The following is a 14,090-nucleotide window of genomic DNA, read 5'->3' as shown; positions in this document are numbered from 1 at the left end:
CATCAAATAGAAAGCCATAGAAAAGAAACCACTTTTGAAATAAAGTGGTTTTTTCTTTGTCTTATAACTGAACACTAACACCTGACTATATGCTATTTTAGGGACTCTGAAAGCCAGACCGTAATTTAACAAATTCGAATAACAAAGGCACATTACTATATTTTTGCAATGAAGCCGTCCTTTCAGAAATCTTTTCCCAGCTTTCCTTATAAGAATCTGCACCATTTACCAATGGCATAGATCCCTGTAAAAAGTCTTCAATTGGTATCTCCAACTGCTCAATAAACCGTTCTACTTCTGGAAATTTCCTATCCTTTTCTGGATTGGGTTCTTTGAATAGAACATGTTCCAAATTTCTTGAAAAGTAATACATACGGTAGTCGATTTCACCAGCAATTATCTTATCCAATGCCTTCATTATATTGATATTTGTACTTCTATCCATATTTCTAGCTGCTATTTGTTGCTTTTGTTTTTCATGCGGAACAGTTATTCGATCCTCGTGGTAAAGCGTTAATTCTTTTTGGGTGTCATCAATAACAATCGCATCTTCAGGGATGAAACAGCCATCCATATCAATAATATGCAATACACAGAATACATCTTCAGGACGAAATTTACTTTTTATCATAAATTCATTTACTGCATTTCCAATCACAGACTTGATAGGTTCTTCCGGCCTGTCCAAGTCATATAAAATATCGCCGTGCTGAATATGGAAACGTATATTATGCTGCTCGAAAAGACTGCGTAACCGATTGTATAGCAATACCTCTTCGCAGCTTCCCTCGACAAGTAATAACACGACCTTCTTTTTAGTATTTGTCATGTATAATCCCAGCTTTTCGGAATGCCGTTTTAATATCATATAAATTCGTTTCTGCATAGACTTCTTCGTCTTGACCGCCCAGTTGCACTGCACGTAGATAGATATCCCGTGCATTGCTTAGCCTTTCAACACCTTTTAATTGTTGGTATCTATCCTCTTCGTTAAGAGTCGTAAACCATAAGTTTCGAATTGGAAGCACTTCTAATATTCTTAAATTATGAGAAGTGAAAAAAAGTTGACCTTGTGCATTTTCGTTCAGAACTTCTAATATTTCGCCAAGTAAGTATTCAAAAATCCCTGCATCGAGCTCATCAATTACAACACAAGCGTTCGGATTATTATAAACTGCAATAAGAGTACTTAAGATAGAAATAATTTTCAATGTACCTTCCGATTCACTTCGTAAAGGAAGTTCAATCTCCCCTTGTTTTGATAAAAACTCAAAGCGAACCCCTTCACTGCCATCACTCAACTTCTGCTTATTGATCTGCCTTATCTTTATTAGAAGGCCTGGGATAATGGTCTGCAAGACAATATTCGTCTGACTAACCACTTGGTCAATCGTTTTAAATAAGTCCAGTGGTAACACCATTGTGTCCGCCATCTCATAGGGTATATGTCCACGCTTTCTTTCCAAATGAACACTAAAAGGCATAACAAGATTGGCAACTAATAAACCATATTGAATCGTATCAATGATGTGTAAATCACGATTAAGGTCATCTGAAAGACTTTTCATGATTTCAATTTCAGTTTCTTCTAAATGCTCTTCATATACTTCCTTTAACTCTTCTCGAAATACAAAAGAAGTTGAGTTACTAGTGGCCATTCTATTGGCTACTATGACTGAGACCCTTGCAGATTCATTCATTTCATGTGATTCATTAGCTCCTATCGTTAATCCTTTAACAGTTTTCGAAATTAGAACTTTGAATGGCTCATTTTCCTTATTTTCTCGATATACTACTTGTTCTTCGACAATTTGATACCTTCCTTTTCCCGCCGTCAAAGAGACTGAATAGTTAACGTAGAATTCACCGAATTGATTTTCAATAATAAATTGAAACAATAAACGAATAGTCTTTTCATTAAAATATAGCAAATTAGATGTGAGCTTGGGAAGTGGAGCATTATAATTGGCTGATAATAAAGTCTTTAACAGATTGAACGCTTCCACTGCCGCAGTTTTCCCAGAACCATTTTGACCATAAAACCCTATGACATCAGCTTTCTCCAATGTATTGAAAGTTGAATTTGTGTGAAACTCACCATTTTTAACGTTTTTCAAATTAGTTATTTCTACTTTGGTTACCCTGACAATACTTTTCATGGAGGTCCTCCTATGAATTCTACATAAAATGAAGATATTCATTTACTTTCAATGATAAATACATTTAAAGAGTAAATTATTAAATGCGTTTATCGGCGGTGAAAATGTAATTTACTTATCAATATGCTCTTACTTGTCATAAGTTATTCAGGCTAGCAATTGGAAGCTGTACTGAAATTAGGGTGTATTGACTGAGTAGCTTTACACAGACGTCTACCTAAAACTAATTTTCAATGCTTTAGAAATATTTACGTTATATTTAAGACAACACAAAAATGCCTACCGAAACGATAGGCATTTTAACATACGTTTTATCTTTGAAAAGTCTCGCCGTTGATTATGACTTGTGTGGCACGGAATGGGATATTTACATTCATTGAGAAATACGGCTCCAAAATGCTATAAAATGACTCCCATTGACTATCTACTTCATCATATTTACCATTAAGCTCCAAGTCAATGATGCCAGTATAAATTTTTTGTAGTTTAGAAAGATTTTCCTTAGATACTTCGAAATCATAATAAGCCATTTGTTCATCAAATGTGGGCATTGGATTGGCAGCGCGATAATACGGTCGCATCACGGAGTCAAATGCCTCCCATTTATCCATCGCCAGTTGATCGTCTCCATCACTACTAGCCTGGCGAGCATCCTCATATAATTTCTTTATCACCGGAAAATCTGTTTTGGAAATAGTCGTACCTAAATCTATAATATACTCTTCAAATGTGGGCTCTACATAATAAGTATTGACAATTTCAAAAAACTGATCTAATTTAACGCCAGATTCTATCTCCGCCCCACTTTTTGCAAGTGAAACCCATTGATAATATAGTTCTTCCAGTTGCAGCAGGTCATTAGCCGTAAATGGATATTCAAACATACTTATATAGACGTCAAATGCTTCAGGCTCCCAATTTGCAAGATAATATGGATTGGTTATTCGATTAATTTGCACCCATAGTTCTCCTGCCTCCTCCCATAACTCATCCTTTTCTAAAGTCATTACCTCATTGTAAAGAAGTTCAAGCTTTTTAATTTCATCTTTTGTCACCCCGAGCGGTAGATTTTTAACAAAGTAGTCAAAGCTATATAAATCCGCAATGCTTTCCAGGACTTCTCCTTCGATTTGCACCAAAGCTCCAACTGAGAAATTCATCGCCTGGATTTTCTCCTCAGTAAAAGTATGCAATCCTACATGGTAGCGTTCACCGCTATCACCTTTAACGATTATTTCATTACCCCAATTTTCAACGACTGTCCCTTTGACAATCTGTCCAATTTGAAAGTGTGATCCAGCTTGTTCCACCGCTGCGAAAGTATAAGATGGCATCACTCCGCCAATCCCAAGTGCTAATGCTATAGAAAGGACCAACATTCTCTTCTTTTCTCTGCTCATATCTCATTCCCCTTTTACTAAATAATTGTGTAAGAAAAATACGCTTGGACTATATTCATTCTTCCATCTAAATGTCATTGAACCATTCATTATATGTTCTGACTTAATAAATGATGACAAACAAATAAAAGAAAAAACGTTGTATTCTTTCCTTTGCTATAATGAACTATAATGAAATGTATTTAATAGTTAGGGTGTGCGTGCATGAATTCGAATGAAAAACAACCGCCTGATTTAAAAGACGTTGATTCAAATGAGGAAATTGATGATGAAGAGCTACAAGCACTGGTATTAGAAGCACAACAGGAGGTCCTTTATAGAGAGGCGCAAGAAAAAACAACCCCCAAAACGAAACGCCCATTTCCAAAATGGCTATTTTGGCTTATCTCCATTGTGATGGTTTTCAACACATTTGCGATCATTTTTGAAGTGTATTCAATCCCAGCCATTGAATTCTTACAAACTTCCTCAAAATTATCGAAGCAAGAAAACATTGGTACCTATAAGAAATCTGTTGTTGTTATTCAATCCGCTGAAAGCAAAGGCACAGGTTTCTCCATTTCGAGTGACGGAACTATTCTAACAAACTATCATGTTGTCAAAGGAATCGACACTGTAAATGTCTTTTTCCCAGAAGAAGGACGTTTTACGGCAGAAGTTGTGCATACCTATCCATCAGTCGATCTTGCTGTATTAAAAGTCAATGGACAAGACCTACCCCATTTAGAACTCGCTGAAAAAACGACTTTTACAGCTAATGAAGCCATAAACTTTATTGGTAATCCTTTAAGTTTTAAGGGCATTGCAAATGAAGGTACGATAATTGATTATATCCAGCTACCAGATTGGGATGTACCTGTCGTTATGATGAAGGCACCGGTTTATCGAGGTAATAGCGGTAGCCCCGTATTTAATAGCAAGGGGCTGGTGATTGGCATTGTTTTCGCCACGTTAGATCATGAAACGCATGGAAAAGTCGGTTTATTTGTTCCGGTAGATGAGTTTTATGATCGACAATAAGTAGTGTTTGTAGATAAGATGTTAAATAGATATATAGGTGGTGTTTGGCAACCATTTTCAACATCAAAGAATCCAAATACAAAGCCACTAAAGGAAAATTAATTCCCTTAGTGGCTTTACTTTTTAATCTTATTTAATTCGTAATTCTGATTCGCTATCGAAAAAGTGTGCTTTATTAAGGTCAAATGCTAAGTCGATTGTTTCTCCAGCCACAACATTGAAACGCGCATCTACACGTGCAACAAAATCTTGGTCATTTACCTTAGAATAAAGAATTATCTCGGCACCCATTAATTCAGCAACTTCAATCGAAGCCCTGATTTTTGTTTCAGGAGAAAAATCAAGGAATAACGGTTCATCATGAATATCTTCTGGACGAACTCCTAGAATGATATCTTTACCAATATAGTTTTGCTCGCGAAGATATTTCATTTTACCCTCGGGTACCAGAACCTTTACATCTCCCATGACAAAATGATTCTCTTCTAGTTTACCGTTTAAGAAGTTCATTGCTGGAGAACCAATAAAACCACCAACAAAAACATTGTTAGGTTCATCGTAAACTTCTTTAGGGGCTCCTACTTGCTGAATAAATCCATCCTTCATTACTACGAGGCGCGTGGCCATTGTCATCGCTTCCGTTTGGTCATGGGTTACATAAACAGTTGTTGTTTGCAGGCGCCTGTGCAACTTTTGAATCTCCGCACGCATTTGTACGCGTAACTTAGCATCTAAGTTAGATAATGGCTCATCCATTAAGAATACTTCGGCATCACGTACAATAGCACGTCCTAAAGCAACACGTTGACGCTGTCCACCTGAAAGTGCCTTTGGTTTACGATTTAAGAGGTCCTCAAGTCCCAAAATTTTAGCCGCATTATCAACACGTTTTTTTATTTCATCTTTTTTAAATTTACGTAGCTTCAAACCAAATGCCATATTATTGTAAACGTCCATATGTGGATATAATGCATAGTTTTGGAAAACCATAGCAATGTCACGATCTTTTGGTGGGACATCGTTCACTCTTTTACCACCGATGAAAAGATCGCCTCCTGATATTTCTTCCAAACCAGCAATCATTCTAAGTGTTGTTGATTTTCCACAACCTGATGGACCAACTAATACTAAAAATTCTTTATCTCTAATTTCCAAACTAAAATCTTTAACAGAAACAACATCTTTATCATATACTTTTCTTATATTTACCAATTTCAAGTCTGCCATTTTATTCCCTCCAGTGTATGTAAGTGCTTTCATCTACTATTAATAGAATACAATATTTACACTATTTAAGTAATGGTGAATATGCACAAAGATCTGGACACTCTTCGTGCATATTTACTATGAACGAAGTTTCCTAACAAATGGAGTTACTTTCTTGCTAAAAGGGCCAGGTAAACTGTCATTGCATGATGAAATTGTCGGACATCAATCCCCGTCTTTTCAAAAAAACGATCCAACCGATATTGTAGGCTATTTCGGTGCATATGTAATACTTTTGCAGTCTCCGATATATTTAAATTACATTGAAGAAACGTTTCAATCATTTTCAGTGTTTCTTCATCGTTTATGTATTCTTGTAAAATAGTTTTGCCAATATCGGAACGTAAATCTGATTCTGTTTGATTGATAAGTAGATAGGGCACAGCATCAATATACGTTACTACTGTCTTATTCGTATATATAAATACTTTCTTAGCCGCATTTATTAATGAGTGATAATACTGAGCGATGTCCTCCAAACCGTCTTTATAAGATCCTATAAAGAAGTTGATTTTCACATATAAATCGCTCATGAGTATATCTTTAATCTCTTCAAAAGAGATGCTATCTTCATAGACTGTCTGTTCTTCTATGATAATCCCTTCATGTCCATTTTCCCATAGAATAGGAACTGGATTTGCAAATAGTTCATGAATGGCATCTTTAAATATAATTGGGTCAATTTGATTTTTTTTGATTGAAAAGTAAATAAAGCGATAGGGATTTTTAATTTCAAAGTTAGAATTTACTTCAGTCGAATGAACTGTGTTTCTCCACTTTTGTTCTTCAGCGGTAGGTAATGGTAAGTTTATATTATATGGTAATAAGAAAGTAGTTAATAATGATAAATCTTTGGAAGTTAATTCTTCTTCACTAATACCAATAATTTCATTGTCGTCTGTCACAAACCACTTATATGTACGGTCTAGGTTATCCTTTCTCTCAGAATATACAAGAAGTGAAGAATAAATTTTACGTAATTGATTGATCATCAAAGCACCTCTTTACCTTTTTCGAAAAACATTTTCACTTTAGATTATTATGTCAAAATTAATAGTACCACATTAATACTTACATACGCCTTGCAATTAGATGATTCCGTTTTTGCAACTACACATAAACATAAATATGATGCAGTTCCAGTAAAACAAAGTAATGTAAAAATGCCTAAGGAATTTTCCCTTTGGCATTTTTGTGATAACCAATGTATTAGTAAAAGTTTCTGCTGAAACAAGCATAGACGCTTTTTACAGCCTCATTACAAACTCAATACGCCCCTCTAATTTCCCGTTGCACTTCATCCTTGTAAAATTTCGCCAATTTGGTCATTTCCTTTTCCGTAAAACTTTCTACGTTTACAGTTTGCAAGTTATCTTCTACTTGAGCAACGCTTTTAAATCCAGGTATTACACAAGAAATTGCATCGTGTTCTAAAATCCACTTGAGTGCTGCCCGTGTCATATTCCCTCTATTTTCAGCTATCCAAGTAAGTTTGTCACTTAACTCTATACCCTTTGCAAATTCTACCCCTGCAAATGTTTCTCCAATATTAAATGCTTCTCCATCTCGATTAAAATTACGATGATCATCTGTTTCAAACTGTGAATTGGCTCTAAACTTCCCTGTTAATAACCCACTTGCTAGTGGAACTCGCGCGAGAATACCAACCCCCTGTTCCTTTGCTTGCGGAAATAGTGCTTCTAACGGCTTTTGACGAAATAGGTTAAATATGACTTGCAATGCACTAACATTAGGTTGCTCCAAGCAAAATAAACCCTCTTCAACAGTTTCAACACTAACACCATAATAGCGAATTTTCCCCTGTTCTTTCAAACGATCAAGTACTTCAAACACTTGACCAATCTTTAAAATCTCCATTGGTGGACAATGAATTTGAAACAAATCAAGTTGATCGCGATTAAGTCGTCTTAAGCTGTCTTCACAATACTTTGTAACACTTTCCATTGAGTATGTTTTAGGGTCATGTACATCCCCTGCTCGACAGAATTTAGTTGCTATATGAATTTCAGATTGTTTTCCTTTGGTTGCTTTCGCTAATAGTTCCTCACTATGGCCATCTCCATAAACATCTGCCGTATCGAAAAAGTTTACACCTTTTCCTATTGCGTGGTCTAAAGCTTTCAATGCTTCTAGATCATTCGTTCTTCCCCAAGCTCCGCCAATTGCCCAAGTACCAAAGCTGAGCTCACTTACCTTTAAATCTGTATTGCCAATTTGACGATAATTCATTTTTCCTCACTCCACTTATCCAAGTATTTTTTAACAAAGCCTATAACAACAGATTTGAAATACAAGAACAATAGCTTTAATACGTATACTAATGAATAAAAGCCGTTTTGGCACTCACGATAATATTAATTATTCACTCTTTTACGAACAAATCATATCCATTTCATTTCCGCAAAACTTCGGTGAACATGCTTCAAACTGTATATAATAGTTCTATCCTATTTGGATTCACTTGTTCTTGTTAGATCTCATTAGTGACTTTTATGTCAGAATTTCACACTTAGCTGTTATGTTCGTCATTAACTTCTTCACCGTTATGCAGAATAGTTACTAGTATTTCTATAAATAAGAGTCCCAACTAACTAGTTGAGACTCTTATTTAAAAGGACTACCTACGGAATTCTAAAAGCCTTCGATTAATATCTTTTGTTTGACCGTAAATATCCTGATAAATAGCGAACATCTTTTTATATTTTTCCACATTAGTTTTATTGGGATGAAATCGTTTATCTTCCTTCAAGAACTCATTCGCGCAATCCTTCAATGAATCAAACCATGAACATCCATAAGCTGCTAACATGGCTGCCCCCATACCTGGTCCTTGTTCGCTTTTAAGTCTAACAATATCAGCATCGAAAATATCAGCCTGCATCTGAAGCCAATCTTCATTTTTCGCACCACCGCCAATTGATATGACCGTATCGATTTGTTTGCCCTTTTGACGAAAAATATCAATAGTTTCATTTAGCGAAAATGTAATCCCTTCAAGAATTGCTCGAACAAAATCTTTTCTGTGATGAGAACTGTCCATTCCAATAAAACTTGCACGAATTGCAGCATCTGCATGTGGTGTTCTTTCACCCACCAAATAAGGAGTAAATACCAGTCCATTAGATCCAACAGGGACAGAGCCAACATCGGCTAGTAAATCATCGAAAGATTCGTCCCCCGCAAAAACATCTTTAAACCAAGTTAAGCTATAACCCGCAGCCAGAGTAACACCCATTGAGTAAAATGCGTCGGGAGCACCATGATTAAAGTAATGAACCTTTCCTTGGAAATCTTTATCAGGACTTGCTTCATAAGACAAAACGACACCAGATGTCCCAATACTACAAAGTGTTTTTCCATCCTCTAAAATCCCTGAACCAATAGCACCACAAGCATTATCAGCACCACCTGCAAATACACGTGTAGAGTTGGCAAGACCAGTAGATTCTGCAAATACAGATGTTATCTTACCTACTTCCTGATAGGAGTGAACTAATGGTGGACAAAGACTGGTATCAATATCTAGTAATTCACAGAGTTCTGTACTCCATTCCTTTTTACTGACATCCAAAAGAAGTGTTCCAGCTGCATCAGAGTACTCCATTTGTAATTTACCTGTAAGCTTGTAACGCAAGTAATCTTTTGGAAGAACAAACGTCTTAACCTTACTAAATAACTCTCGCTCATGTTCTTTAACCCATACTATTTTTGGTAAAGTGAATCCTTCTAATGCGTGGTTTTTTGTTATAGATAACAAACGCTTTTCTCCAACGACTTCATAAATTCGCTTGCACTCCGCTGTTGTCCTTGTATCATTCCAGAGAATCGCATGACGTAATACTTCATTATTTTCATCTAACAAAACAAGTCCATGCATTTGCCCAGAAAAACTAATGCCTTCAATATCTTCTGGATCCCCATCGAAATCCTTCAAAAGATCAAGTAGACCCGATACAGTCTGATCAACCCAATCTTTAGGGTTTTGCTCACTATATCCCGTTTTCTCTTGAATTAGAGGGTAAGATTTCGATACCTCTTGAACAACAGCGCCATGTTGATTGACGAGTAAAATTTTAACAGCACTTGTTCCTAAATCTATACCTATTACATATTTCATAGCTACATCTCTCCTGCCATTCAAAACTTAATTAGTTAGCGAAAGCTTTCAATAAGTATTGATTGATTGTTGCTTTAATTTGTTCTAAGCGACCAGATGTCTGTTTTATATCTGATAAACCATAAGCATACTCTTCCAGTTTACGGAAGTCTGTTTTTCCTTCAACAATAGCAAGTCCAATACCTTCTGTGTAAGTCTGATAGCGATTTTCGACTATACTTTCCAAGACCTTATCATCAATTAAATTTTGTGCCACCCTTAAACCTACTGCAAAAGCATCCATTCCAGCAATATGTGCATGGAATAAATCTTCTGGCTCAAATGAACCTCTTCTTACTTTCGCATCGAAGTTTAGGCCGCCCCTACCAAGTCCGCCATTTTTAAGAATTTCATACATTGCAAGTGTTGTTGACCATAAATCCGTAGGGAATTCATCTGTATCCCATCCGATAAGTGGATCCCCTTGGTTTGCATCAACTGAACCCAGCATATTATTAATGCGTGCATAGTGAAGTTCATGTTCAAATGTATGTCCCGCTAGTGTCGCGTGGTTTGCTTCAATATTGAACTTGAAATGATCTTCAAGACCATAACTTTGCAAGAATGCATGTGCAGTAGCTACGTCATAATCATATTGATGTGTTGAAGGCTCTTTTGGCTTAGGTTCAATTAAAAATTGGGCATCAAAGCCAATTTCTTTGGCGTAGTCAATAGCCATATTATAGAAACGTGCTAAGTTATCCAGCTCCAGCTTCATGTTTGTATTCAGAAGTGTTTCATAACCTTCGCGGCCACCCCAGAATACATAGTTTTCTGCACCAAGTTCCTTACCGATTTCTAATCCCTTTTTCACTTTAGCTGCAGAATAAGCAAATACATCTGCACTACTTGAAGTGGCAGCACCATGAACAAATCGTGGGTGTGTAAAGTTATTCGCCGTATTCCAAAGTAATTTTGCTTTACTATCTTTCATATAGTCTTTGATCATACTTACAATTGTATCTAAGTTTTGATTAGACTCTCTTAAACTGCTACCCTCTGGTGCTATATCAATATCATGGAAACAGAAAAATGGTACATCAATTTTATCGTAAAATTCAAATGAAGCATCTACGCGGGCTTTAGCTAAATCCATACCACTAAACTTATCCCACGAGCGAATCATGTTGCCTCCGCCAAATGGATCTGAGCCATTCATCGTAAATGTATGCCAATACGAGACTCCGTAGCGTAATATTTCTTCCATTGTTTTATCACCGATTTTTTCCTCGGGATTATAAAATTTAAATGCATATGGATTTGTTGATAATGAACCCTCGAATTTAATCTTGTCAATGTTTAGGAAATAAGTCATTGTTTGTACCTCCTAGATTTTTTATGTTACAAAGCAACAGCGAATGTAAAGGCTTACATTTGTAATTATAACACAAATCATTAGTTTGTCTATTAGTTGAACAAAGTTTTTAACTTAAAAAACTGATTGCATTTATCACTGGAAATGATGAACTTTTTATATGAGTAGTGTATGCTTTTAATGATTCCTCTTTCTATTAAATAATGAGATTGGCTTATTCTATAAGTCAGGAAATAAGGGTGGTTGTCAATGAATCCTACTAGTGGCTTTATTTATAACGTTTTTGAATGGATAACAAGGTTTGCCTATTTAAATTTATTGTGGATACTTTTTTCATTAGCAGGCGGAATAATTTTCGGCTTTTTCCCAGCTACTATAGCAATGTTTGCAATAACCCGAGAATGGTTAAAAGGAAATACAGAAAAGCCAATTTTAAAAGCCTTTTGGGAATACTATCGGAGAGACTTCTTAAAAAGCAATCTTTTGGGAATATTTATTAGTATAATAATCTTCTTAATTACGATTGATATTATTTACATTCAAGGTAATACTAACGGGGATTTAACATGGACATATATACCTTTATTTGCATTTATGTTACTTTTCATTATGTTATTATTTTATATCTTTCCTGCCTTTGTTCATTACGATATAAAAGTACAATATGTTATGAAAAACAGCTTTTTTATTATGTTAATAAACCCCTTCAATAGTTTATTGATAATACTCTGTCTTGTACCACTCTTTTTTATTATGAAAAGTTTTCCTGCCTTGGCATTCATATTTGGTGGAAGTTCATACGCATACATAACAATGTGGGTCAGTTTACATGCTTTTAATAAAACGAATAAGAAAAATGGCAATCCCGTTAATATCGAGAATTAACGACTTTTTTCACGAAAAAAACTTCACACAACGGAGCAGTTCAATCCCCCGTTGTATGAAGTTTTTTTATGTGCCATACACTTATTACCCTTTCACTGCACTAGCAGAAATCCCTTCAACGACTTTATTACTAAAGAAGATGAATGCAACAATAATTGGTAACACACTAATGATTAACGTTGCTCCGATTGCTCCCCAGTCTGTCATATATTGCCCAATAAAGTTTTGAATACCTACGGTTAATGTTTTATATTTTTCTGAACTTATAAACGTATTTACAAATACAAATTCATTCCAATTATAAATCATATTAATAACCACAGTAGTAGACATTACTGGCACAGTCATCGGAAGAATAATTTGGAAAAACAATCGATGAACTGAAGATCCATCTATAATTGCGGCTTCTTCTATTTCACGAGGTAATGTGTAATAAAAGCCGAGTAATATCATCATTGTGATTGGTAAATTATAAGCCGTATATGTAATGACAACAGCGAAAGGATTATCAATTAAGTCTACGCTTAAGAACATACTGAAAAGTGGTATCAAAGCAGAGTGTATTGGAATCATTAGTCCAACCATAAACAACCCCAATACGAAACCGCTTAACTTCCATTTCATTCTTGTAATTGCGAAAGTTGCCATGCTCGCAAACAATACTGTTAGGATAATCGCTAGACCAGTAATCCAAACACTATTGAAGAAATAAATGCCTATTCCACCATCCCAAACCTTTTGGTAGTTTTCCCATCTAAACTCCGACGGTAGAGCAAATGGTGATCCAGCAAATATCTCTTTATTATCTTTTAATGAGAAAATGAAAAGCCATATTATTGGGAGTATCTGGAACAACGCTACAGCTGCTAGACAAACGTAAAGAAAAAAGTAACCAATGCGACCCATATCATAAACCTCCTTCTAATATTCTATTGGCTCGTTGGAAGTAGTAAATTTCCGAACAACTAACGTTACTACTAAGGTAATGATCAACAATAAGAATCCAATGGCACTTCCATATCCAAAATCATAACTTGAAAAAGCTAGTTTATACATATAGGACGCCATAACCTCACTCGCTCCATTTGGTCCTCCACCAGTCATAACATAAATCAAATCGAAGTACTTTAGTGATCCAACAATAGCTAATACGACTGTGACGCTTACTACTTCTTTAATTAGAGGTAGCTTAATCCTAAGGGCAATTTGAAAAGCAGATGCACCATCAATTTTCGCTGCCTCTATCATCGATTCAGGAATATTTTTAAGTGCTGCATAGTAAATCAAAATATAAAATCCAGCATATTGCCACAAAATTGGTATGAAAATAGCAAATAATACTAGTGATGGCTCGGCCAACCACGCGGGCGGATTATCAATCCCTATTTTGATAAGAATAGCATTTAAAATACCATTCGACGGATTGTATACTTTGATCCAAAGTTGAGCGATCGCAACTGAAGACAAAAGCATTGGAATCAGGTATATTTTCCTCAGTAAATCAGCGCCTTTTATTTTGGATGCCAATATTAATGAAACTAACAAATATAGCGCTAAGCTCATTGTCGAGAAAATTGCTAGTAAAAACGAATGATAAGCACTACTCCAAAATTTGAGATCCTTAATCCCATTAATATAATTTTCTAATCCAATAAATTTCTTTGCACCAATGCCGTCCCAGTCCATTAATCCATAGTAACCCGTAAGGATTAATGGAATAAATATTAGTACAGTAATCAACAGGAGTGCTGGTAAAATATAAAGTGCTATATATAGCTTATTTGACATTACTTTATTCATTACACTCAACCCCATATCTTATGAAGTAGAAGAGGACCATCCGATGTTAAGGATATGTCCTCTTCATT

12 protein-coding genes are annotated in these 14,090 nt (G+C 35.6%); 2 read left to right on the top strand and 10 right to left on the bottom strand.

What is annotated here, in order from left to right; all coding sequences use genetic code 11:
• Nucleotides 1-97: 97 nt before the first annotated feature.
• From MKY15_RS17655 to MKY15_RS17645, 3 genes are all read right to left on the bottom strand, one after another.
• Nucleotides 98-829 (bottom strand): hypothetical protein, encoded by a 732-nt coding sequence (locus MKY15_RS17655; RefSeq protein ID WP_067208802.1) that lies wholly within the window; start codon nt 827-829, stop codon nt 98-100.
• Nucleotides 816-2,159 carry an AAA family ATPase gene (locus MKY15_RS17650; RefSeq protein ID WP_342538128.1) on the bottom strand — a complete coding sequence of 448 codons (1,344 nt, stop codon included), beginning with the start codon at nt 2,157-2,159 and terminating at the stop codon, nt 816-818. Before MKY15_RS17650 ends, MKY15_RS17655 begins: the two co-directional genes overlap by 14 nt.
• Nucleotides 2,160-2,470: 311 nt before the next feature.
• Nucleotides 2,471-3,559 carry a hypothetical protein gene (locus MKY15_RS17645; protein ID WP_342538126.1) on the bottom strand — a complete coding sequence of 363 codons (1,089 nt, stop codon included), beginning with the start codon at nt 3,557-3,559 and terminating at the stop codon, nt 2,471-2,473.
• A 204-nt stretch (nt 3,560-3,763) separates the two neighbouring features.
• Between MKY15_RS17645 and MKY15_RS17640 the strand changes: the two genes are divergently transcribed.
• Nucleotides 3,764-4,579, top strand: a complete 816-nt coding sequence (locus tag MKY15_RS17640; protein ID WP_067208795.1) for a serine protease — start codon at nt 3,764-3,766, stop codon at nt 4,577-4,579.
• Nucleotides 4,580-4,708: 129 nt separating this feature from the next.
• On the opposite strand, the gene ugpC is transcribed toward MKY15_RS17640, so the two are convergent.
• The 5 genes from ugpC to xylA form a co-directional block, all read right to left on the bottom strand.
• A complete protein-coding gene (gene ugpC / locus MKY15_RS17635; RefSeq protein ID WP_067208792.1) occupies nt 4,709-5,806 on the bottom strand; it encodes a sn-glycerol-3-phosphate ABC transporter ATP-binding protein UgpC in 1,098 nt (365 codons plus the stop codon).
• Between the two features lie 146 nt (nt 5,807-5,952).
• Nucleotides 5,953-6,837: a helix-turn-helix domain-containing protein gene (locus MKY15_RS17630; RefSeq protein WP_067208789.1), complete on the bottom strand. Its 885-nt coding sequence runs from the start codon at nt 6,835-6,837 to the stop codon at nt 5,953-5,955.
• 274 nt (nt 6,838-7,111) lie between these two features.
• Complete coding sequence (locus tag MKY15_RS17625; RefSeq protein WP_342538125.1) at nt 7,112-8,095, bottom strand: aldo/keto reductase; 984 nt, start codon at nt 8,093-8,095, stop codon at nt 7,112-7,114.
• A 388-nt stretch (nt 8,096-8,483) separates the two neighbouring features.
• The gene (gene xylB / locus MKY15_RS17620) at nt 8,484-9,983 is read right to left on the bottom strand and encodes a xylulokinase (protein WP_342538124.1); all 1,500 of its coding nucleotides are present in this window, start codon (nt 9,981-9,983) and stop codon (nt 8,484-8,486) included.
• Nucleotides 9,984-10,014: 31 nt separating this feature from the next.
• Nucleotides 10,015-11,337 (bottom strand): xylose isomerase, encoded by a 1,323-nt coding sequence (gene xylA, locus MKY15_RS17615; RefSeq protein WP_338652503.1) that lies wholly within the window; start codon nt 11,335-11,337, stop codon nt 10,015-10,017.
• Between the two features lie 249 nt (nt 11,338-11,586).
• Here xylA and MKY15_RS17610 point away from each other — a divergent pair, with 249 nt between their 5' ends.
• Nucleotides 11,587-12,222: a YesL family protein gene (locus MKY15_RS17610; protein ID WP_340742028.1), complete on the top strand. Its 636-nt coding sequence runs from the start codon at nt 11,587-11,589 to the stop codon at nt 12,220-12,222.
• Between the two features lie 84 nt (nt 12,223-12,306).
• On the opposite strand, the gene MKY15_RS17605 is transcribed toward MKY15_RS17610, so the two are convergent.
• A complete protein-coding gene (locus MKY15_RS17605; protein ID WP_067208777.1) occupies nt 12,307-13,128 on the bottom strand; it encodes a carbohydrate ABC transporter permease in 822 nt (273 codons plus the stop codon).
• A 15-nt stretch (nt 13,129-13,143) separates the two neighbouring features.
• Nucleotides 13,144-14,022 carry a sugar ABC transporter permease gene (locus tag MKY15_RS17600; RefSeq protein WP_067208774.1) on the bottom strand — a complete coding sequence of 293 codons (879 nt, stop codon included), beginning with the start codon at nt 14,020-14,022 and terminating at the stop codon, nt 13,144-13,146.
• Between the last annotated feature and the right edge of the window lie 68 nt (nt 14,023-14,090).

It is taken from the genome of Sporosarcina sp. FSL K6-1540 (assembly GCF_038620285.1).
In the GTDB taxonomy this organism is placed as follows: Bacteria; Bacillota; Bacilli; order Bacillales_A; family Planococcaceae; genus Sporosarcina; species Sporosarcina psychrophila.
This window is presented reverse-complemented; position numbering and strand designations above follow the sequence as displayed.